Origin of the sequence: Pantoea sp. GD03673 (assembly GCF_029844725.1) — a bacterium.
Lineage (GTDB): Bacteria > Pseudomonadota > Gammaproteobacteria > Enterobacterales > Enterobacteriaceae > Pantoea.
This window is the reverse complement of record NZ_JAOCKJ010000001.1, coordinates 615,669-637,088: the sequence shown is the minus strand read 5'-3', so window position 1 is coordinate 637,088 and position 21,420 is coordinate 615,669. Positions and strand designations below refer to the sequence as shown.

Sequence of the window (21,420 nt, the reverse complement as noted above, 5' to 3'; positions counted from 1 at the left end):
CGTGCACTGCATTCGACTCTCGCGTTTGCCAGCCCTTTCGAAAGCTGGACGCCAGGCCTGTTCAGCCACGCCGTTCACTGGCGCGAAGCCACTGCAGACAAGCTCTGACAATAATGACCTGCACCGGATATACCGGCTGGCTCACGGAGTAGCTGCTGCGTCACACGTCGCCGGAAGAGGGATGTGTATCCGCTCCTTGCATGGCGCGGCGCACGCATCAACCGGTGTATCTGCCGCTGGTCGCGCGTCAGACCGCTAAACGCTGCTGCGCTTTGATGAACTTTTGTTCAGCGCACTGCGCCTCAGCCCGACGGATTGGGAACCGACAATGAGGCTTGAGGTTTGATAGCGCAGCCTGAATATGCTGCCCGTGAAATCGGTACGCCCTGAATCGGAAAAACTGCGGCTATCTCTGCAGATGGCCCTGATAATTTAGACCGATCATGCGCGGGCGCTGATCTTTTGCAACTGACTGAGAACAATACACCAGGAATTCGTGCATGGATGATTTAACCCTGCGTTATTACGAAGCCGAGATGCGCTATCTGCGTGAGGCCGGTAAAGAGTTTGCGCGCGCTCATCCCGACCGCGCTGCGATGCTCAACATGGACAAACCCGGCGCGCGCGATCCGTACGTCGAGCGGCTGTTTGAGGGCTTCGCCTTTCTGATGGGGAGAATGCGTCAGAAGCTGGATGATGACCTGCCCGAGCTGACCGAAGGTCTGGTCAGCCTACTCTGGCCGCACTACATGCGCACCATTCCTTCGCTTTCAGTCGTGGCGTTTACCCCGCAGTGGCAGAAGCTGCGCCAGGCGGAAACATTACCGTCTGGCTTTTCGGTACTGTCGCATCCGGTCGGCGAGCACCGCACGGCCTGCCAGTACCGCACTACTCGCGATATGGCACTGCAGCCGCTGCATCTGAGCGAGGCGCGCCTGCATACCAAAACCAGCGGTCGCTCAGCGATTCGTCTGCGTTTTGCCTGCCCACCGGGAGTGGACTGGGGTAAATGTGGCATTGATAAGGTAGCGCTCTACCTCAGTGCTGACAGCCCATTAGCTTCTGCGCTGCATCTGGCACTGACCCGTCAGGTACAGGCCGTGTATGTCAATCACGCTGGAACGAACAGTGAACGCACCCGATTTGACGGCTGGTTTCGCCCGATGGGGTTTGACGACAGCGACCAACTGTGGCCAAAAGGCGAGAGCGCTTTCAGCGGCTATCAGTTGCTGCTGGAGTACTTCAGCTTCCGGCAGAAATTCATGTTTCTCGAGCTGCGCGGGCTTGAGGGCATCGGCCTCAGCGGTGAGTCCACCTGGTTTGAGCTGGATGTGGTGCTGACTGAAACCTGGTCTGCCGATTTGCCGTTTGAAACCGAAAACTTCCGCCTGCACTGCGCGCCGGTGATCAACCTGTTTGGCCTGGAGGCGGACCCGCTGATGCTGAATCCGCTGGAGAACGAGTATTTGCTGCGTCCGCTGCGCCAGCAGGACGGTCACACCGAAATTTACAGCGTGGATGAGATCCACGGTTCAATGAAATCGGGCAAACAGGCCTACGTGCCGTTCAGCAGCTTCCGCCATAAGGGTGGCATGATGCGACACGATGTACCGGAGCGCTATTTCCACACCCGCGTAAAACGCGGAGTATCGGGCATGGTGGACACCTGGATTATTCTGGGCGGCAGCGCGTTTGACCTCGACAAATTGACTGAGAAGCCCGAGTCGCTTTCCGTGAGTATCACTGGCACCAATGGGCAGTTGCCGCGCCAGGCGCTGGAGAGCACGCTGCTGGATCGGGTGGTGAAAGCAGGCAAAGTGCCGGTGACGGTGATGAACCTCACCACGCCGACCATGCCGCTCTATCCGCCGGCTGCTGACAGATTCCACTGGCGGGTGATGAGCCATCTCGGCTCTAACTTTCTCAGCATGATGGATAACCCGGAGGTGCTGCGTGGCACGATGGCGCTTTACGACTGGACGGATGATGAGATGAATCGTCGTCGGCTGGAGGCTATCGTTGCGGTGAAGCACACGCTAATTCGCCGCTTCGAACGCGGTTTTATGCTGCGCGGTGTGGATATTGAAGTCACGCTCAATGCGGATAACTTCGCCGGTGAAGGCGATATCAATCTGTTTGGTGAAATGCTGCACCGCTTCTTTGCGCTGTATGCCGACATCCATCTTTTTAATCAGCTGACGCTGGTACTGCAACCCACAGGGAAGAGACTGCAATGGCAGGAGAATCACAGCCAGCACATACCGGGCTGACAGCGAAGCTGGGTAAAGACATTTGGCGGGTGAACTTTTACCGCTACTGCCAGTTGCTGGAACAGGAAAATGCCGGACAGCCGTTACTGGGGACCAGCAGCCATCCGGGCGACGATCCGGTACGCTTCCAACCATGGCCGGGCATGGGCTTTCCGGCCAGCGAGCTCCGGGCGGTGGAGTGGGATGACGATCATCCGGGTTTGCCGCCGAGCGTTCGCACCACATTTCTCGGCATGTATGGCGTGGATTCGCCGCTACCGGGATCCTATCTCGACGATATTGCCCAGCGGCGCGAAGGGCATGAGGCGCTGACGGCGTTTCTCGATATTTTCAGTCACCGCATCACCACACAGTATTATCGCATCTGGCGCAAGTACGCCTATCCGGCCACCTTTGAGGCGGGCGGTGCGGACAAAACTTCGCAGTGTCTGCTGGGGCTGGTGGGGTTGGGCATTCCCGGCACGGCGCAACATGTTGCCACGCCGGTATCGCGCTTTCTGGCGCTGCTTGGCACCATGCGGCTGCCCACGCGTAACGCGGAAGGAATTCAGGCGCTGGTGCGTTTGCTGGCCCCAGCCACGGAAGCCCGGGTATTTGAGCATGATACGGTGATCGTGCCGATGCAGGCTCGCAGTGGCCTCGCTAAAGCAAACCGGGTATCGCTGTCGCAGCGGGCAGTGCTGGGCAAATCCGCCCGTGACGGTAACAGCCGGGTGCGGGTTTCATTGTTTACGCAGGATCCTGCGGAAGCGCAGGGCTGGCTGCCCGGTAATCATCTGCAGACTGACCTGCTGGCATTGATGCGCGTTTATCTGGGTTACCGCAGTGACGCCCGCCTGCAACTGACCATTCCACTGTCGCTGCTGCCCGAGCCACGTCTCGACAGAAAGCAACGCCTGATCCTCGGACGTACCGGCGTGCTGGGGCTTAAACCCGCTAAGCAGAATAACCCGCCAGCGCATCTCACCATCAACCTCGGCTACTACGAAGGGATGGCGCTGTCACAAAGCGAGCCCGCAGCCAGCGGTCATTATCGCTTCGAATAATATCTGTGAAAGGAATCTGACTATGTTTGTTTGCTCCGGATGGCGCATTCTGTTGCTCTCTGCCTGCGGCCTGCTCGCGGGCTGTGGCCTGACCCAGACCGTTACTGACGGAACGGTCAACGTGACGAAATCGATCTTCTACAAAAAGATTAAAGTGCTGCATCTCGACTTCGTTCCTCGCGCCGCCGTCAACGCCGATGGCGGTCAAACCCCGCTTGCGAGCATGGTGCGCGTTTATCAGTTGAAGGATAAACAGGCGGTTGAAGCAGCGGACTACGCCTCGCTACTGCGCTATGGCGATCGGGTGCTGAAGGAGGATGTGCTGCAGTCCCGTTCACTGTTGGTGATGCCGGACGGCCATGCCACCCTCAACGTGCCGATGGATGAAGAGGCGAAGTACGTAGCGGTGGTTGCGCTGTTTAACCAGCCCGATCTGGTCAACAACCGCTGGCGGCTGGTACTTGAACGTAATGATCTCGATCCTGACTTTCCGCGCGTTATTGAACTGGGCAGCGGCACGTTGACCCTGCTGCCGGTGAAGGAGTGATGCACATGGAGGTGTGGCTTTCCCGGTTCACCGGTCAGAATCATTATCATCTTGAGATCCACAACTGTGCGCTCCAGCCGGATGTGCTGAAGTTCTACGGGCGCGAAGCGCTGAACGAGCCGTTCCGCTGGAAGATTGAGTTTACCTGCACACAGGCAGTGGTGATGGAGGACATGCTGATGACCTTCGCCAGCTTCAGCATGCGCAGCGGCAAGCGAGTGTTCGGCGTCATCACCGGATTTGACTGGCTTGCCACCACGGCAGACCAGTCGCACTACCGCATCCGGCTGGAATCCCGCCTGGCGCTGCTTTCCCGCACCCGCCGCAGCCGCGTGTTTCAGAACCTGAGCGTGCCGGAGCTGGCGGAGCAACTGCTGCGCGAGCACGGTTATGAAGGCCCGGAATTTGAGTTTCGCCTGACGCAGCCGCTGCCGCAGCGCGAGCTGATTACCCAGTGGCGGGAAAGCGACCTCGACTTTCTGCGCCGCATCCTGGCGGAAACCGGCATCTGGTTCCGCAGCGAGATGAATTCTGTTACCGAAAAGGAAACACTGATTTTCGCCGACAGCCAGCAGGACTATGCCGAAGGCGCCACGCTGCCGTGTCGTGGGTTGTCCGGCCTGCATGACGGCGGACGGGAAGCGGTATGGGGGTTGCGCAGCTGGCATGAGGTGGTGACCGGCGGCGTGGCGGTGAAGGATTATAACTATCGTCAGGCGGCAGAACCGGGCGAGGTAAAAGCCGCCGTGCGCGGTCACGCCATCACCACCGGCGAACACTATCGCTACGCGGAGCCGTTTGCGATGGCGGGCGATGATACCGCAGAACCCGAGAACGGCGCGTTTTATGCCCGGCTGCACCATGAGCGGGCGCTGAATCACGCCGCGCGTCTGCATCTGTTTAGCAACAGCGAGGCAGTTGCGCCGGGGCAACTGCTGAACGTCAGCGATAATAGCAGCGGAGAACTGGACGCCGGCATGGTGATTCGCCTCGCGACCTTTCACGGCGCGCGCGACCGTAAGCTTCAGGTATCGTTGTGGGGTATTCCCTACAGCGAACAATACGTTATGCGGCCTGAACCTCTTTCGCGCCCGGTTATCAGCGGAACGCTACCCGCCCGCATCGAGAGCCGTAACGCGGACGATATTTACAGCTGGCTGGATGAGCAGGGCCGCTACCGGGTGAAGCTGGACATTGACCGCGACAGCAGCGAATCCGGTTACAGCTACCTGTGGCTGCGGCAGGCAAAACCTTATGCCGGTGACACGCATGGCTGGCACACGCCGCTGGTGCAGGGCACAGAAGTCGCCATCGCCTTCGACGGCGGCGACCCGGACCGACCTTATATTGCGCACGCCCTCCACGACTCTGTACATCCCGACATTGTCAGCCGCGACAACCGCAGCCAGAACATCCTGCGCACCCCCGCGCGTAACGAGCTGCGCATGGAGGACAAGCGCGGCAGCGAGCACGTGGCGCTCTCCACCGAATACGGCAAAACCCAGATGAATCAGGGACACATTACTGATGCGCAGGGGAAACAGCGCGGCGCAGGTTTTGAGCTCAGAACCGACGAGCACGGCGTGATCCGCGTGGCAAAAGGGCTATTTGTCACCGCCGACGGGCAGCAGAAAGCGGTGGGCGAGGTGCTGGAGATGGACAGCGCGCTGCGGGAAATCGAACTCTGTCTGGAACAGATGAAGCAGTTGGACACGGCGATGCAGCAGGCGCAGGCGCTGCGGGCAGACCTCAATGCGCAGATAGCGATGTTTAATGAACGGCTGAAACCGCTTAACGAGATGCTCCACTTTGCCGCGCCGGAAGGTATGGCGTTTGCCAGCGGCGAAAATCTGCAGATGGCGGCAACAGAGAATGTGGCGATCAACGCGGGCGGCGATATCAGCGTGGGCGCGATGGAAGATATCAGCCTGATGTCCGGAGAAAGCGCCGGACTGTTTGCCCGCAGCGGCAGACTGAGCCTGATTGCCGGAGAGGGACCGCTGGTGATGCAGGCGCAGAATGCGGCGATGCAGTTGCTGTCGGAGAAGAAACTCAGCATGAGTGCCGAGCAGGACATGCTGTTTGCCGCGAAAAAGCGCATCACGCTGATTGGCGGCGGCAGCTATCTGAAAATCGAGGACGGGAAAATTGAGTACGGCACTACCGGGCGCTATATCGGCAAGGTGAATGCGGTAATGAAGGGCGGGGTACAGGGAATGCAAGCGTCACTTCCGAAAATGGGAACCGCCTATATGTACTCGGCTGTGTACCAGATTCTGGACAATACGGGCAAAGCGCTGGTTGGTGCGCCCTGGCGTCTTACGACGACTTCAGGCCAGATTTACGCAGGCTACAGTGATGAGGAAGGCCGCACCGTGCCAGTTTACACCCGAGTTCAGCAAAACGTAGAGCTGCATATTTTGAGCAAAAAAGTTCAGCAGGAAGACACGCTGTGGTTCATCGGCGACGTCGCTGATGAGAGACTCGAAACTGAATTCAGGGAGAGCAATACCTGATGGAACTGCCAGATTTACCCGGTGCGCCCAATGGCGTACCTGATATCCCAGATGCCGCGTTGGGCAAGAATAGTCAACCCTGGGACTGTACTACCACCGGCATTGAAATGGTGGAAAAACAGTCCAGATTACCCACCTCAAATAATCGTCAGTATCTGCATATCAAGGTGGAATATGCTATGCGCTTTCCCCGGTTGTCGGCTGAAATCCAGCGCGAAGGGAAAGCGTACCAAATGAGCCTCAAGCAGCTGATGATGAGTGGCCTGATTCGCGTGGACGAAATCGCTGCAAACTATCACTGGTGGTATAAAGCCGAGGTATCTTTCGACATGCGTACCTCGCCGCCGCGCCCGTTTCTCAGCAGTTCGCTTTTGAATGAAGGCGCGGGTAGGCGGCACACCACGAATCCTTTCCCGGTACCGGGCAAAGGGATTTATCGCCGTCCGGACGTGATTATTGTGAAAGATAAACAGGACCGCTGGCCGGGGCTGGCAGGACCTGATGCGGAAGGCCAGATACATGGTAATAATCTGGCCCGGCTGGTAGAAGTGAAGTTTCCTGGAGATGAATTATATGAAGAGCAGTATCGTGATTATATGGAAATAGTTGGTGGGCCCGGTAACGAAAAGCAGATGACTATCCTTGAGATTCACGACTGCCGTCCGCAGGAGCAGAAGTGGACGGACCAGGTGGTTAACGTGACGATGAAAGCCTGGAAAACCAGCGGTGCAAAATACTGGCCGCTGGCTCTTTATCCTCCTATCTTCACACCGCGCCCACCTTCAGCCCCCGTTCCGGCAAAAATTGAGCCCTGGACCTATGCCCGGAAAGGGGTAGCTGATCTGAGTGAGGGGGTGATTAACGGAATAGCGAAGGGCTGGAATATGTTATCCAGGGAAATGCAACAGGAGCTCAGTGCGGTTGCTGGCTGGTTAAATGACAGCGGCGAGTGGGTGTACAAACAAAGTAGCCAAGTGTGGCACTGGGCCAGCAGAACGGGGCGCATTGTGGCTTCCTGGACAGATGAGCAGCTACGGTCTGCCTGGCATGAAATTCAGCGGGCGACAGACATGACGCTGGATATGTTGCAACAGGTAGATTGGGTGCAGATCCTGACGAATGTGGCAAAGACCGTTGGCGTTATCCTGTTCGCCGTTGGAATTGGTGTTCTGATCGTAGTTCTGGGGGTCCCCGAGGCAGTTATTGCCGCATTTTTACTGATTGTCCGTCTGGCGATGAGTGCATGGGGGGCGCTGGCCGCCATACTCGGCACTGGAACAGCCACAGCTATAGCAGCCCAATAAGGAGTCAAAATGGAAGTTAAGGGTTATGAACTGGATTACATTGAAAAGTGGCTTCCGGAAGCCTCGGTAAAATACAAAGATGGCAGTCCAGCAGTGAATCTGGGACTAATAATTACTGTTTTTTTTAAAGATGGGCATACTTCAAACGTTCGCCGAAAAATGGTTGAATGCGTAGACAAATTTTATTCTGAATTTAAATCGAAGTTAAAAAAAACATTGACGACAAAATGGGTCGGAATTACCGATAAAAATTACGGTAAAAAACGCCAGGAAATAATTGACTCCACGCCAGAGGAGATTTTCTCATGGTATTTGGGAAGTGCAGAAAAAAGCAACATAGCCCCAGATTACAGTATATTAATTATGGGGGAGAGGGTTTTTCACAATGAAAGTAATCGCTCGGTTATTAAACTGACACTCCCATTATCACTGCTCAGCAATGTTGATGGTAAGGAAAATTTTGAGTCATGGTTATTATGGTTGAGCAATACATTTGTAGTAGAGAGTGGGTATGCAGGTTTGTCATTTGTCCTTCCTTATTCACGTGAGCGTATGTTTCCTTATGAGTATCAACTGGCGAAACGCTTCCCGGGAGTAATTGTCGATTCAATAGGCACGCTGGAAGGCAAGGCGGCTCTGATTGGCCTTAAAAGCGCCAGCTGGTACACCGTTCTGGGTAACCCGTGGCTGGAGAAAATCGGTGGCAGAGAGAAGCTGAATGCCTGTCTGAAAGCCACTCCAGCTATTGAACAGCTTACTTACAACAGTGGCATTATCCTGAAAGCGGGCCGTTTACCACCAGCTCTGGGAGAAATAAAAACGGAAGACCTCCCCCCATTGCTGGTTAGAGTGAATAAAATAATCAGACCGATACGTTTTAATAAACCGCGTTCATTTCATTTTTATTCCGAATATGAAGATTTTCAATTTGAAACAGAATCTACCATGCAGTGGATTCGACGTTTTGATGACGTCAGTGGCCTGATTGAAGAGGCCATTACAGCCTGTGATTCTGTACGGATAACCTGCTGGGCGGACGAGGTTTCACCTCATGCAGGAGAGTGGGCTGCAATCATGAAAGGAACGACACAATATATTCAGGTGCCTGAAGGTAAAAAAATGCCGTTATATGTAGATAAAAATGGCATAGCACACAGAGCGTGCTGGACGTTATTGAAAAGAGATGATGGTGGAAACGTATTTATTATACCTGATGCCTGAGCAGGTAATTTAAATTACAGCGCATCTTTACATAAACTGAGGTTGAAAAAGTTGTAAACAGTTTATGAAATAACACATCCATTGCAACCGCTCGCTCCAGTCAGATGTGCTTAAGTTCTATGGGCGCGAAGCGCTGAACGAGCCGTTCTGCTGGGAGATTGAGTTTACCTGCACGCAGGCAGTGGTGATGGAGGACATGCTGATGACCTTCGCCAGCTTCAGCATGCGCAGCGGCAAGCGAGTGTTCGGCGTCATCACCGGATTTGACTGGTTTGCCACCACGGCAGACCAGTCGCACTACCGCATCCGGCTGGAATCCCGCCTGGCGCTGCTGTCCCGCACCCGCCGCAGCCGCGTGTTTCAGAACCTGAGCGTGCCGGAGCTGGCGGAGCAACTGCTGCGCGAGCACGGTTATGAAGGCCCGGAATTTGAGTTTCGCCTGACGCAGCCGCTGCCGCAGCGCGAGCTGATTACCCAGTGGCGGGAAAGCGACCTCGACTTTCTGCGCCGCATCCTGGCGAAAACCGGCGTCTGGTTCCGCAGCGAGTGGTGATGAAAAAGAGAGGGGTATTAATTGGCTATAGCGATGATGTTAAGGAACTTGATTCCAATGCTCAGGCCAATATTATTGGTATAGGCCATAAGTTTGATACCGTGAATGAGTGGTAGGGTGCAATGGGCAACGATAATTTAAAAGTATGTGTTAGGGAAAAACAAAATTATCTGAAGGCAACCTGACGTTTCAAGTTGAAAAATTGGGTTTTTACCTGAAGGATACATACGATTTTGTTGACGAGGGGGAAACTCCAGAACCTCTGGGAGTTTGGAGTCAAAACAGAATATGTTCTTTACATGTCAGCATATTTATCAGGGTTATGTTGGCTCCTGATAAGGCAATATACTGGATTTGTTCCTGTTTTTAACTCTGATTTTCACCGATGGCAAGAAAACACAATGCTGGTGGTGATTTTATCGTTCTTTATTTTGTTCTATGGATTGATCCCCTGCCTAAAGATAAGTTGGTGCTTTTATGAAGGGATTAATTTCACGTAGGTTAGCCTTGGTGGTTTTTTTGTTTTGTGGTTTTTTTTACCATCAACGCTGATTCCTGGAACCTACAAAATGATTTATCAAGAACTAAGCCCGAATAAAAAATACATAGTAATTATTTATCGTGGAGTAGTTATTTCTCCAAAGTTACTCTATAAATATTTAACTAACAATAATTATTTTTTTCTTTGTATGATGACTCAGGTAAGGAGGTTTATAAATCGCCACCATATTATGGTGCTTCCGGAATTTTAGTATATGACTCAATAAGATTTTTATATGGGAAGCGAAACTGGTTATTTTTTCCAGATTCCGATGGCTATAATTCATTACAATTAAAAATTTAAATTAACACAGATGGATTGATATGCTGATCTAGGGTAGATAAAACTATTGCAGGCATTAAAAGTCTGGATGCTAAAAGTAAACAACTATTCAATAAGCGATAGCGGCGAAACGAACCATGATGTCGATTAAAAAAACCAGATACCCGATGAGTGATGAACTGGTGCGTCGTCAGCTATTCTGGCTATTGCAGCGGCTGAGTAGTTACACGCTATGGCAACGTAAACGTGATAACTGGGCTTATTTTGTTGAAAAGTTTGAACATGCGCTGAGAACCTGGCCGGAGGAGATTACTAAAGGTTTTGACCCGGAAGCGATTGTCTGGGCTTATGACGCGCTGCGTCTTTACGATGAGGGATTACCCGAACTGGCCAAGGGAAACAGGCAAGTATGGCAAATAAATACAGGAGAATTTTATCAGCTCGCCCGGCCAGTGGGATTAATAGAGAGTTATTTTTACCTGCCTTGCCATGAAAGGGGAGGGCAAAGAGAACCCTATCCACCTGAGGTCGAAAAACTGAATAAATTGAAAGTAGCGGCGAAAATCCATGGTGATTATTTTTTATATCCACCATCGAAAAATGTTTGCTATTATTTTGATGCCGAGTTCTTGTTTGAAAAAAGCCACTATGAGTATAACCTGAATAAATTGTCCTATCCCGTATTTCCCAAAAATCTGCCTCCAGTGCCTTATCGTAGAGATATTATTATCCAAACAGATGATGTCGTTCCCTGTGACGGCATCTGGGAACCGGTTAAAATTGAATATAATCATAAATTTTTTATAATAAAAAAGGATATCAGTGGATTTAAGAATCTTGGTGCTTACAATTATTTCATTCGCGGAGCTAAAGCTCCACGGCAAGTGTATTATGACGTACTGATGGAGAGTAATGAAGACATTCTGATACCCGACGATCCGATCCGCTACCGCGACGTACACTGGCGGTTGGTATGGGAAGACACGCGCTACTGCGACGGTATCATTCCAGATGAATCGCAATATTTTCTCGACGATCAACCGGGAAAACGCATTACTTGCGCCAGTGGCGAAATATGTCCGCACAGTGGTCGTTGGGCAACCATTGCGGGTAACCATCAGCAGTTTATTGATACCCAGTCCGGGCAAGTTATGCCTGAAGCCACACAGCATCAGAGTAACATATACGCACCAAAAATTTATCTACCAGCAGTCTGGAAGCTGCTTGAGCGTCAAGGTGAGGGGAGTGTCTTTATTCGAGAGTAAAGTGGGCAAGGCATCGTCAATGCAGTGCGTATTGAATATCAGACAGAAATGAAGGAACGAATCTTGATGTCGATTAAAAAGTCCAGATATCTAATGGATGATGAAGTGATGCGCCGGCAGTTATAAATTTTATCGATGATTTAATTCTTGAATCTTTTGATAAGAATAATCAGGTTATCGTGTCGGTGCCCGATAATATTCAGTGAGTTCTTAGTTTCTTGCAGGAGTATTTAAGCATCTGCAGGATCGGATATGTCATGCATACTGCTGTTGAAACCCGGAACCGCAGATCAACTGATGACCTGGCTCACCAGGACTTTATGCAATATAAAACCGGGTCAGAGAGGGCTTCTTCTGCGCTACGGGAACAGACTCTGCCGGGAGGGCTGCATAACGGCTTTAATGCAGATACCTGAAGGTATTAACCTGATCCGCTTCGGTACAGGGGTCATGCCGGGTAAAGGGGGCGGGTTCGCCATCCTGGTCAGCAGCCATAAGTGAATCACCACACACTTATGAAGCGTCTGACAGAACGTAATCACAAACAGGACAAATATGTCAGCGAAGACACAATTTTTCAAAAAACTTGAATCCTCCAAAATGGCCTTTGGCTCGGGAATGAGTAAAGGTGATGCTGATATCGCTGCCTTTTGCCAGAAAATGGAACAGCTGCATGAAAATATAAAGCAGTGGCTGGAGGGTTCAGGTCTGGTTATTAAAACCCGGCCGATAAAAGTGGTAGAGCTTCTGCTCAGAAACGGCAGTTTTCCTGTCACCGAAATCACCGTAAGTCTTGAAGGAAGAACGCTGAGTTTTACACCTCTCTTTCTCTACGGTCAGGGAGTGACCGGGTGCACAGAGGTCACACTTTCTATTGAAAGGAAACAAACGACACTCACTCGGCTATTGATGCGCTCTGGCCGAAACAGCGAATGGTTATGTTGCCCGGTCAATACAGCATATCGCTGTGAAACCTATTTTGATGAGGAGATGTTTTTTTGTCTGTTGAGTAAACTACTCCCCTAAGAAATATCATTCATTGCAAAATTTAATTATTGCAATGAATGCTTGCTCCTTAACTGAATTTAGATCGTGCTGAAGGATGGCTGCGCTGCTGCCAAATGAAGGCAACCTGTGATATTTAAGTTAAGCGGAAACTGACCTGATTGTGTGATCGCGGAATATACTCATGCTGGCTATTTTAGTTAACCCGGTAAGCGCTCCGGGCTATTGATCAATAGCCCCTTGAGAATCTGGTGATCCCGGATTAATCGCCCGGTCACAAAAGATGGCGGTGAGAAGGGCATTGATTCGCTTCGCTCACCCTGTGGGTAGCGTCGCAGGCTCCGCTGTCCGGCATGCTGCGCATGCGGTCGAACCCCGGTGGGGGTTCTCACCCCTTCTCTGTGCAAGATGCAAAAAAAACCTGAACTTTCGTTCAGGCTCTTCTTCAGAATGTGGCGGTGAGAGGGGGATTGATTCGCTTCGCTCACCCTGCGGGCAGCGTCGCAGGCTCCGCTGTCCGGCATGCTGCGCATGCGGTCGAACCCCGGCGGGGGTTCTCACCCCTTCTCTGTGCAAGATGCAAAAAAAAAACCTGAACTTTCGTTCAGGCTCTTCTTCAGAATGTGGCGGTGAGAAGGGCATTGATTCGCTTCGCTCACCCTGCGGGCAGCGTCGCAGGCTCCGCTGTCCGGCATGCTGCGCATGCGGTCGAACCCCGGCGGGGGTTCTCACCCCCTCTCTGTGCAATATGCAAAAAAAGCCTGAACTTTCGTTCAGGCTCTTCTTCAGAATGTGGCGGTGAGAGGGGGATTCGAACCCCCGATACGTTGCCGTATACACACTTTCCAGGCGTGCTCCTTCAGCCACTCGGACACCTCACCACATTTACTCCGCTGACCGCGCTGGGTCAACGGGGCGCTACTATAGGGAGTCGGCTGAAAAGGGTCAAGCACTATTTTTTTCTTTTGTTCTATTCGCTTAAGCTCTGAACGAATCGATTTATTACGGCCTGAAACCGGCCAGTTATGCGCCCGTTCCCACAATAATAACGCGCCAGAAGCGTGCTTTTTCACGGCTGCTTTACGGTAAAACAAAACGGGGCGGCGTACAGGCCGGCTTTCCAGCCAGAGGTCGCCCCGTCAGAAGCCAGAACTAGCTCTTCACCCGATTCGCAAAGCTTTTGCGCAGCTTCTGCAGTTTCGGTGGGATAACGGCCATGCAGTAACCGTTACGCTGGCCAGCACCTTCCCAGTAATCCTGATGATAGGCTTCAGCGGGATACCACTCTTTCAGCGGCTCAATGGTTGTGACTACCGGCACATCATGATCAGCCTGTGCGCGTTCAATGGCGGCACGCGCTTCGGCTTCCTGCTCTGCATTCGCCGGGAAAATGGCGGAGCGATACTGGGTGCCGATGTCATTGCCCTGACGGTTCAGTTGGGTCGGATCATGCGTGACAAAGCTGATATCCAGCAGATCGCCGTAGGTTACCTGCTCCGGATCAAAGCCAATGCGGATCGCTTCTGCATGACCGGTTGCGCCGCTGCAAACCTGCTCATAAGTCGGATTAGGACGGGCACCGCCGGTGTAACCGCTCTCTACCGACTCTACGCCGATCACATCTTTGAATACCGCTTCGGTACACCAGAAACAGCCGCCAGCGATAACTGCGTATTCGATTGCCATAATAATTTACTCCTGTCAGGTCGAAAGAGGTGAATGGGGGCGCAGCAGAGCGCTTTCAACTAGATAAGCATCTCCGGTTTAAAATCTCCGCTCTTATCCAGCCGTTTATCGCTCATCACGCTGAACCGGCCTTCACCGGTGTAGTGCAGGGTGGCGGGATATTCCGGTTGCTCGGCAACATGCGCTTTAACGATCTCAAAAATAAACAGGTTATAGCGGGCGACCATAGCATCGTCATAAAGCTGACATTCGAAGCTGGCAAAACATTCGGCAATCATCGGCGCTCCCACCACCTGAGCGGGCTCCGGCGTCAGGCCAAACGCTTCAAACTTATCAATACTGTCACCGTGGCTGTTGCCGACAGCCACAACTTCATTAATCAGTGAGGCAGAAGGAATATTCAGCACGCACTGACCGCTTTGGCGAATCAGCGCGTGGCTGTGGTTCATGCCTGAAATCATGCAGCCGACCAGTGACGGAGAGAACTCCAGCACCGTGTGCCAGCCAAGCGTCATGATGTCACTGTGATCCTCATACTGTGAACTGAGCAGCAGCACCGGTCCAGGCTCAAGGTATTTGCGGGCTTTGCTGACCGGAAAAGCATATTTTGCATGCGTTGGCTCATGGCGTAGCTCCTTTAACGAACGGTAGCCAGTAAGTGTAGAGTACCCTGCGGGTCTGTCAGTGGGGATAAAGGCGAGGGCAATGCGGGATCAAGACAAAACAGATATTTTTACCGGCAGTATCGTGCGCTTAAGGTTTCCTTAATCTGCAGTCGCGATACTGCCTGCTTTAACGGAGGATACTGCTATGAAAACTGCGCCTGCTGCTCTGCCTGTTTCTGCATCACGTCCCATCAGCGAATATGCTGCACTGCTGATTGCCGCAGCAACCGTTGTTCTGTTCCTGTCAGCCTGGTTTACCGCTTAAAACTTAATGACGGCGCGGCAACCGCTTCGGTCGCGACGGTTCTCTAAGAAAAACTGAAAGCGGTGTAACTGGACGATGCGGCTGACAATGCTCAGCCCGAGTCCGATTCCGCCATAGCGGCTGTCCATGCGGATAAACGCCTTACTCAGCTCGCCACTTTTACTTTCATCGATCCCCGGTCCCTCATCTTCCACCACCAGCATGGGCTGTGGAACAGACAACAGCTGCACACTGATGGTGCTGTTATCCGGGCTGTAGCGATGGGCGTTCTCCACCAGATTACGCAGGAGCATCTTCAGCAAAGTGGCATCACCACGCACAAACTGCTCCTGCGGCAGATCGAGCACCAGCCTCTGCTGATGCGCCTCCAGCATGATACTCAGCTCCGCTTCCATGGGCAGAATCACATCTTCAATCAGCCCGACGTTCTGATAGGTGCCCGAGGTAAACGACTGTCCGGCGCGTGCCAGATTCAGCAACTGCGACACGCTGTGGGTCATCTGATCCAGCCGCTGCACCAGCGGCTGAACTTTGACATCGCTGTTGCGTTCGATGAGCTCCAGATGCAGCCGCAGTCCCGCCAGCGGTGTGCGCAACTCATGCGCCACGTCGGCGGTAAACAACCGTTCGCGCTCCAGACTGCTGTTAAGACGGGCAACCAGCTGGTTTATCGCCTGCGTCACGGCATCGATCTCATGAACCTGACTGTAGCAGGCAACGGGATCGAGATTCTCTTCGCTGCGGTTTTCCAGTTCTCGCTGCAGCTGATAAAGCGGCCGGGTGATCCATTTCACCGCCTGATAGCAAAGCAGCAGTGTCAGGGTAATCATCACCAGACTCGGCACCGCCAGGCTGGCCACGGCTTCATGAATTTCACGCTTAACGTGGCTGTCCATGTTTCGCTTCTGCAACTGCGCTTCCACCAGAAACTGAATCTGTTCTTTACTCTCATGCCACAGCCAGACCACGCTGATCACCTGGAAGACCAGCAGGATCAGACCAATGGTCAGGATGAGGCGGAACCGCATACTGCGATGATCAAAACGTCTTATCATGTCGCCTCGCGAACGCCATCCTGCGTCACCAGCGCGTAACCAAACCCGCGCACGGTGCGGATGGCGCTTTTGCCAATTTTGTCGCGCAGATTATGAATGTGCACTTCCAGGGTATTAGTTGAAGGCTCGGTCTCCCAGTTATAGATATCCTGGTAAAGAATTTCACGGTGTACCGGATTACCGGCCTTCAGCATCAGTCGTGACAGAATGGCAAACTCTTTGGGCGTCAGGTCCAGCAGCACATCGCTGAGGGTGATCTGACGATGGGTCATATCCAGCGCCAGCGCCCCGACTCTCACCTGACTGTCGCCCTGATTGACGTGACGGCGGATCAGTGCGCGAATCCGCGCCAGCAGCTCATCCAGCGAAAACGGTTTGATCAGATAGTCGTCAGCGCCTGCGTCAAGCCCGGCAATGCGCTCGCTGATGGTGTCACGCGCGGTCAGAATCAGCACCGGGGTCATCTTCTTCTGCCGCCGCAGGCGTATCAGGAAGTGCAGGCCATCTTCATCCGGCAACCCCAGGTCCAGCACCACCAGACTATAAAGGCCGCTGGCGAAATGCGCCTCTGCATCCCGCACCCGCGTCACGCCATCGCAGACATAACCTTCACCTTCCAGCGCCAGCATCAGGCCCTGCAGCAGCAGGGCATCATCTTCAACAATCAGTATCTTCATTAGGGTTGGCTCCGACACGATGTCAAAATATCATCCGCAGGCACATATTCGTGGGTCGCGGTGCCGGTTAATCCCAGCATGGTTGAAAACAGATTATCCTGTGAAAAATCGTCTGTCGCCGCCAGTTTATTCAGACAGCCGCGATTAACCGCATAGCGTTTCTGATATTCATCAGAAAGCCAGATCAGCAGCGGTACATGTTTCTGCGTATCCGGAGCGATAGCATAGGGCAGGCCATGCAGGTACGCACCGTTTTCACCCAGCGATTCGCCGTGGTCAGACAGGTAAACCAGGCTGGTGGTGAAGCGATCCTGATGGGCACGCAGAACATTGATAGCCTTATCGACAATATGATCCACATTGACCAGCGTGTTGTCATAGGTGTTGATAAGCTGCTGTTGCGAACAGTCCTGAATCTGATTGGTGTCACAGGTGGGTTCAAACTGACGGAACTGTGGCGGATAACGATGGCTGTAAGTCGGACCATGGCTGCCAATGGTGTGCAGCACAATCACCGCGTTGCCTTTCAGCTGGCTGATATACTCATCGAGACCGTGGAACAGCACGTCGTCATAACATTCACCCTCAATACACATGCCGGGCAGGTTCAGGCTGGTCATGTCCTGATGCGGCACCCGGTCACAGGCACCTTTACAGCCGCCATCATTTTCATTCCACAACACGCTGATACCGGCGCGCTGAATAATATCCAGCAGTCCCTCCTGATGGGCGGCCAGCACATCATCGTAGTGCGCACGTGGCATATTAGAGAACATGCAGGGTACCGACACCGCCGTCGCCGTGCCGCACGATGTGGTGTGTGGGAAATAGATCACATCATCTTTTGCCAGGAGGGGATTGGTCAGACGACCGTAGCCGCCCAGCGAGAAGTTCTGCGCACGTGACGTCTCCCCCAGTACCAGAATGGTCAGATTCGGTTTGCCACTGCTGTGGCTCGGCTGCAAATGGGCATCTTCACCGATGCGGACCAGCGGCACATTCTGCAACTGCTCATGCTTATACCAGGAAAGCGTCGCCGCAATACTGTTAGACGGGCTGAGGGCTTTAACCAGCTCGCGGTTGTTGCGGAACAGCGAGGCGTAATCTTTATAGAAGAGCAGGGCAACCAGCACGATCAGCGAGGCGGAAAGCAATACGCTAAGCACTCGCGCCAGCACGCCACGCCACTGCTGCCGTTTTATCCGGGGCCAGAACATCAGCAGCGCCATCAGAACGCCCGAGGTGAGCAGGGTGAACAGCAGCTTCGGCGTAATCAGCGCAAAAGATTCAGAGGCCGTGGTATCCATCATATTGGTGATCATCGAGCGATCGACCACGATGTTATAGGTCTGAATAAAATACTGTGCCGACGCAGAGAGCAAAATAAACAGCGCGGCCAGCAGCCGATCCAGCCAGATAAACGAGGCCAGTGTAATCACGATGTTTATCACGCTAAAGGCCACTAAAGGCATCGATAAAAACACCAGCGTGGTATGCAGGTCGTTCAGCGGCATTACCGCCAGTACCTGACGGTAATAGGCAATATTAAGGAAAACCGCGATATAAACCGCAGCCAGGATCAGCAACGTAAGGCGGCTAATCAGCGGCCTCTTAAGGGTAAGCGCCATATGAGCAGGGACCAGAGTCATTAAAGTGTCATGAGAGTGCGCTTTCTATATTAGGAATACCTTAAGATGCTTAAGCTTTGAAGCGTATCCGCTGTACCTGATGTGAAAGAGGGGATTCTCCAGCCAGCTTCGGACCGATGCCGTCGCTATGATTAACGCGGGCACCGACGTAAAGGGCACTTTTCTGCTGACTTAACCGCAGCGGCTGGCATGAAAACTGCATATTTCTGGCATTACCCCTGTTTACGACTACACTTAATGCGAAGATGTTCCCGGTTAGCCAGTATTGTCAGCAATGCGCCTGCACGTTTGAGGAGAGTGACCTATCCAATCACCGCGTTTTACCCCTCAATCACCGCTTTATCAGAATTTCCCGCTTGCTGACCTGACTGCGTCAGGACATTCTTGTTTTAACTCAATGTTTTATTAAATTTGATTTTCAGGAGAAGTGACGTGACCCAAGCGGCAGACACCCATGCCAGGTACCCGACATTAGAGGGGAAGCAGTACGCCTTCTTTTTTGATGTTGACGGCACGCTGGCAGCGATACAGTCCCGTCCCGAAGCGGTATTTATTCCTGAGCAGGTTATCGCGCAACTTCAGAAACTCTCTGCACTCTCGCAGGGCGCACTTGCGCTGGTCTCCGGCAGACCCATCGAACAACTTGATGCCCTGGCCGCGCCCTGGCACGGCCCGGCTGCGGGCGTGCATGGTGCTGAGCGACGTAATGCAGACGGTCATGTTCATCGCATCAGCCTGCCGATCGAGGTCGAGCAAAATCTCAGGATGGAACTGCAGGACGCAATGGCATGCTGGCCCGGCACTCAGCTTGAGGTGAAAGGCATGGCCTTTGCACTTCATTATCGTCAGGCGATGCAGCATGAGCAGGATGTGTTGCGACTGGCTGAACAGTCAGTCAAGCGCTTCCCGGGACTGGCGCTTCAGCCAGGGAAATGTGTGGTTGAGATTAAACCAGCAGGCATCGATAAAGGTGCGGCAATTAGCGATTTTATGCAGCAGCCCCCTTTTGCCGGACGTACGCCCGTTTTTATTGGCGACGATCTGACTGACGAGAAGGGCTTTCTGGCCGTTAACGAACGGCAGGGCGTCTCGATTAAAGTTGGCGAAGGGTCAAGTCAGGCCGATTATCGGCTTAATGATGTCGATGCCGTTTACGGCTGGCTGGAAAGAACATTATTACTATTAGAGCAAGACAACGTCGGTAAGGAGTTTAGGTTATGAGTCGTTTAGTGGTTGTATCTAACCGTGTCGCCATGCCAGATGGGTCTAAAACCAGCGCAGGCGGCCTGGCCGTCGGCATTCTCGATGCCCTGAAAAGCACGGGTGGATTATGGTTTGGCTGGAACGGTGAAATCAGCGAGTTCACGGGCGAAGACGTGGAAGATGTCAGTGTGCAGGAGCACGAAGGTATTGAGTATGCCTCCTTCCCGCTAAGCCAGAACGATTACGATCTCTATTATTGTCAGTTCTCTAATACGGTCATCTGGCCCGCCTTCCATTATCGCCTCGATCTGGTGCAGTTCCAGCGTGAGGCCTGGGAAGGGTATTGCGAGGTTAATGATGCGGTGGCGCAGCGTTTAAAACCGCTGATCAAGCCTGACGATATTGTCTGGATCCACGATTATCACTTTTTACCGTTCGCGGCCGCGCTGCGTCGGGCGGGCATTAATAACCGTATCGGCTTCTTCCTCCACATTCCGTTCCCCACCCCCGAAATCTTCAATGCACTGCCTCCGCACAAAGAGCTGCTTGAAATGCTGTGTGAATATGACCTGCTGGGTTTCCAGACCGAATCAGATCGGGTGGCGTTCCTGGACAGCGTCAGCCAGCTCACGCAGTTGCAGAATAAAGGGGATAAAAAGCACCGCGCCTTTGGCAACACCTTTATGACAGAGGTGTATCCCATCGGCATTGAGCCAGACAGTATTAAAGAAATGGCCGAAGGCCCACTGCCGCCAAAAATGGCCGCGATGAAGAAAGAGCTGGGCGATGCACGCAATATTATTGCCTGTGAACGCCTCGACTATTCTAAAGGGCTGCCGGAGCGTTTTCTGGCCTATGAAGCGCTGCTGGAAAACTTCCCGCAGCATCGCGGCAAAATCCGCTATTCACAGATTGCCCCGACCTCGCGTGGTGATGTGCAGGCGTATCAGGATATCCGTCATCAGCTGGAGACCGAAGCCGGGCGTATTAACGGTAAGTACGGAACGCTGGGCTGGACCCCGCTCTACTATCTTAACCAGCATTTTGACCGTCGCCTGCTGATGAAAATCTTCCGCCTGACCGATGTGGGGCTGGTTACGCCGCTGCGTGACGGCATGAACCTGGTGGCGAAAGAGTATGTGGCTGCACAGGACCCGGATGATCCTGGTGTACTGGTGCTGTCGCGCTTTGCCGGTGCCGCCAACGAACTGACCTCCGCGCTGATTGTGAACCCGTACGATCGTGATGAAGTGGCCGCCGCGCTGGATAAGGCAATTACCATGCCGCGAACCGAAAGGATTTCACGCTACAACGATATGATGGCGGTCCTGCGCAAAAACGACATTACCGCCTGGCGCGAAAGCTTCCTGAAAGATCTGGAACGCATTGACCCACGCAGTGTTGACCACAGCACCGTTAACAAGGTGGCGACTTTCCCGAAACTCGCCTGATCTGTAGCGGGATAATAAAAGCAGCGATGCCGCCCTGGCATTGCTGCTTTTTTTTCGGCCCAGCTCACAGAAAACGTGTCAGCTATCTGTTAATGACACTGTGCTGCCATGCTGCGTCAGCAACCACAGGGGAGGCGCAGAGTGGCCCGATATATGCAAAAGGTCCCGAAAACCCTGTCAGACCGGCTTCTGCCGCTTTCTTTACCTACTTTGCTCAAG

Annotated in this window: 17 protein-coding genes and 1 tRNA gene; 12 read left to right on the top strand and 6 right to left on the bottom strand. The window is 53.1% G+C overall.

What is annotated here, in order from left to right; all coding sequences use genetic code 11:
* Nucleotides 1-500 precede the first annotated feature (500 nt).
* From tssF to N5J69_RS02995, 10 genes are all read left to right on the top strand, one after another.
* On the top strand, nucleotides 501-2,270 hold the full coding sequence (gene tssF, locus N5J69_RS03040) for a type VI secretion system baseplate subunit TssF (protein ID WP_279767982.1): 1,770 nt from the start codon (nucleotides 501-503) through the stop codon (nucleotides 2,268-2,270).
* On the top strand, nucleotides 2,234-3,316 hold the full coding sequence (gene tssG / locus N5J69_RS03035; RefSeq protein ID WP_279767980.1) for a type VI secretion system baseplate subunit TssG: 1,083 nt from the start codon (nucleotides 2,234-2,236) through the stop codon (nucleotides 3,314-3,316). Before tssF ends, tssG begins: the two co-directional genes overlap by 37 nt.
* A 22-nt stretch (nucleotides 3,317-3,338) precedes the next feature.
* A complete protein-coding gene (gene tssJ, locus N5J69_RS03030; RefSeq protein ID WP_279767978.1) occupies nucleotides 3,339-3,863 on the top strand; it encodes a type VI secretion system lipoprotein TssJ in 525 nt (174 codons plus the stop codon).
* A gap of 5 nt (nucleotides 3,864-3,868) precedes the next feature.
* Nucleotides 3,869-6,379, top strand: coding sequence for a type VI secretion system Vgr family protein (gene vgrG, locus N5J69_RS03025; RefSeq protein ID WP_279767977.1), 2,511 nt, complete (start codon nucleotides 3,869-3,871; stop codon nucleotides 6,377-6,379).
* Nucleotides 6,379-7,683, top strand: coding sequence for a VRR-NUC domain-containing protein (locus N5J69_RS03020; RefSeq protein ID WP_279767975.1), 1,305 nt, complete (start codon nucleotides 6,379-6,381; stop codon nucleotides 7,681-7,683). Before vgrG ends, N5J69_RS03020 begins: the two co-directional genes overlap by 1 nt.
* A 9-nt stretch (nucleotides 7,684-7,692) precedes the next feature.
* Nucleotides 7,693-8,904 (top strand): DUF3396 domain-containing protein, encoded by a 1,212-nt coding sequence (locus N5J69_RS03015; RefSeq protein WP_279767973.1) that lies wholly within the window; start codon nucleotides 7,693-7,695, stop codon nucleotides 8,902-8,904.
* A 106-nt stretch (nucleotides 8,905-9,010) separates the two neighbouring features.
* Nucleotides 9,011-9,457 carry a phage late control D family protein gene (locus tag N5J69_RS03010; RefSeq protein WP_347882071.1) on the top strand — a complete coding sequence of 149 codons (447 nt, stop codon included), beginning with the start codon at nucleotides 9,011-9,013 and terminating at the stop codon, nucleotides 9,455-9,457.
* A 202-nt stretch (nucleotides 9,458-9,659) separates the two neighbouring features.
* Nucleotides 9,660-9,827 (top strand): DUF6402 family protein, encoded by a 168-nt coding sequence (locus N5J69_RS03005; protein WP_279767972.1) that lies wholly within the window; start codon nucleotides 9,660-9,662, stop codon nucleotides 9,825-9,827.
* Nucleotides 9,828-10,417: 590 nt separating this feature from the next.
* Complete coding sequence (locus N5J69_RS03000) at nucleotides 10,418-11,545, top strand: Imm72 family immunity protein (RefSeq protein WP_279767971.1); 1,128 nt, start codon at nucleotides 10,418-10,420, stop codon at nucleotides 11,543-11,545.
* Nucleotides 11,546-12,100: 555 nt separating this feature from the next.
* Nucleotides 12,101-12,571: a hypothetical protein gene (locus N5J69_RS02995; protein WP_279767970.1), complete on the top strand. Its 471-nt coding sequence runs from the start codon at nucleotides 12,101-12,103 to the stop codon at nucleotides 12,569-12,571.
* 772 nt (nucleotides 12,572-13,343) lie between these two features.
* Here N5J69_RS02995 and N5J69_RS02990 read toward each other — a convergent pair.
* From N5J69_RS02990 to eptA, 6 genes are all read right to left on the bottom strand, one after another.
* Nucleotides 13,344-13,431 (bottom strand) — tRNA-Ser (locus N5J69_RS02990).
* Nucleotides 13,432-13,702: 271 nt separating this feature from the next.
* Nucleotides 13,703-14,236 carry a peptide-methionine (S)-S-oxide reductase MsrA gene (gene msrA / locus N5J69_RS02985; RefSeq protein ID WP_013358241.1) on the bottom strand — a complete coding sequence of 178 codons (534 nt, stop codon included), beginning with the start codon at nucleotides 14,234-14,236 and terminating at the stop codon, nucleotides 13,703-13,705.
* A 59-nt stretch (nucleotides 14,237-14,295) separates the two neighbouring features.
* The gene (locus tag N5J69_RS02980) at nucleotides 14,296-14,793 is read right to left on the bottom strand and encodes a flavin reductase family protein (RefSeq protein ID WP_279767967.1); all 498 of its coding nucleotides are present in this window, start codon (nucleotides 14,791-14,793) and stop codon (nucleotides 14,296-14,298) included.
* A gap of 369 nt (nucleotides 14,794-15,162) precedes the next feature.
* On the bottom strand, nucleotides 15,163-16,221 hold the full coding sequence (gene pmrB / locus N5J69_RS02975; RefSeq protein WP_279767964.1) for a two-component system sensor histidine kinase PmrB: 1,059 nt from the start codon (nucleotides 16,219-16,221) through the stop codon (nucleotides 15,163-15,165).
* Nucleotides 16,218-16,898 (bottom strand): two-component system response regulator PmrA, encoded by a 681-nt coding sequence (pmrA, locus tag N5J69_RS02970; protein ID WP_033732956.1) that lies wholly within the window; start codon nucleotides 16,896-16,898, stop codon nucleotides 16,218-16,220. The genes pmrB and pmrA overlap by 4 nt, the downstream gene beginning before the upstream one ends.
* Nucleotides 16,898-18,526, bottom strand: a complete 1,629-nt coding sequence (gene eptA, locus N5J69_RS02965) for a phosphoethanolamine transferase EptA (RefSeq protein ID WP_279768102.1) — start codon at nucleotides 18,524-18,526, stop codon at nucleotides 16,898-16,900. The genes pmrA and eptA overlap by 1 nt, the downstream gene beginning before the upstream one ends.
* 453 nt (nucleotides 18,527-18,979) lie before the next feature.
* On the opposite strand from eptA, the gene otsB reads away from it, so the two are divergent.
* Both otsB and otsA read left to right on the top strand, forming a co-directional pair.
* Nucleotides 18,980-19,768 (top strand): trehalose-phosphatase, encoded by a 789-nt coding sequence (otsB, locus tag N5J69_RS02960; protein ID WP_279767961.1) that lies wholly within the window; start codon nucleotides 18,980-18,982, stop codon nucleotides 19,766-19,768.
* Nucleotides 19,765-21,201, top strand: coding sequence for an alpha,alpha-trehalose-phosphate synthase (gene otsA / locus N5J69_RS02955; protein ID WP_279767960.1), 1,437 nt, complete (start codon nucleotides 19,765-19,767; stop codon nucleotides 21,199-21,201). Before otsB ends, otsA begins: the two co-directional genes overlap by 4 nt.
* Nucleotides 21,202-21,420: the final 219 nt, after the last annotated feature.

Bases quoted from the DNA above. Each gene is read 5' to 3' on its own strand.
- tssF (WP_279767982.1), top strand. From the start codon at position 501: ATGGATGATTTAACCCTGCGTTATTACGAAGCCGAGATGCGCTATCTG.
- tssG (WP_279767980.1), top strand. From the start codon at position 2,234: ATGGCAGGAGAATCACAGCCAGCACATACCGGGCTGACAGCGAAGCTG.
- tssJ (WP_279767978.1), top strand. From the start codon at position 3,339: ATGTTTGTTTGCTCCGGATGGCGCATTCTGTTGCTCTCTGCCTGCGGC.
- vgrG (WP_279767977.1), top strand. From the start codon at position 3,869: ATGGAGGTGTGGCTTTCCCGGTTCACCGGTCAGAATCATTATCATCTT.
- N5J69_RS03020 (WP_279767975.1), top strand. From the start codon at position 6,379: ATGGAACTGCCAGATTTACCCGGTGCGCCCAATGGCGTACCTGATATC.
- N5J69_RS03015 (WP_279767973.1), top strand. From the start codon at position 7,693: ATGGAAGTTAAGGGTTATGAACTGGATTACATTGAAAAGTGGCTTCCG.
- N5J69_RS03000 (WP_279767971.1), top strand. From the start codon at position 10,418: ATGATGTCGATTAAAAAAACCAGATACCCGATGAGTGATGAACTGGTG.
- N5J69_RS02995 (WP_279767970.1), top strand. From the start codon at position 12,101: ATGTCAGCGAAGACACAATTTTTCAAAAAACTTGAATCCTCCAAAATG.
- msrA (WP_013358241.1), bottom strand. From the start codon at position 14,236: ATGGCAATCGAATACGCAGTTATCGCTGGCGGCTGTTTCTGGTGTACC.
- pmrB (WP_279767964.1), bottom strand. From the start codon at position 16,221: ATGATAAGACGTTTTGATCATCGCAGTATGCGGTTCCGCCTCATCCTG.
- pmrA (WP_033732956.1), bottom strand. From the start codon at position 16,898: ATGAAGATACTGATTGTTGAAGATGATGCCCTGCTGCTGCAGGGCCTG.
- eptA (WP_279768102.1), bottom strand. From the start codon at position 18,526: ATGGCGCTTACCCTTAAGAGGCCGCTGATTAGCCGCCTTACGTTGCTG.
- otsA (WP_279767960.1), top strand. From the start codon at position 19,765: ATGAGTCGTTTAGTGGTTGTATCTAACCGTGTCGCCATGCCAGATGGG.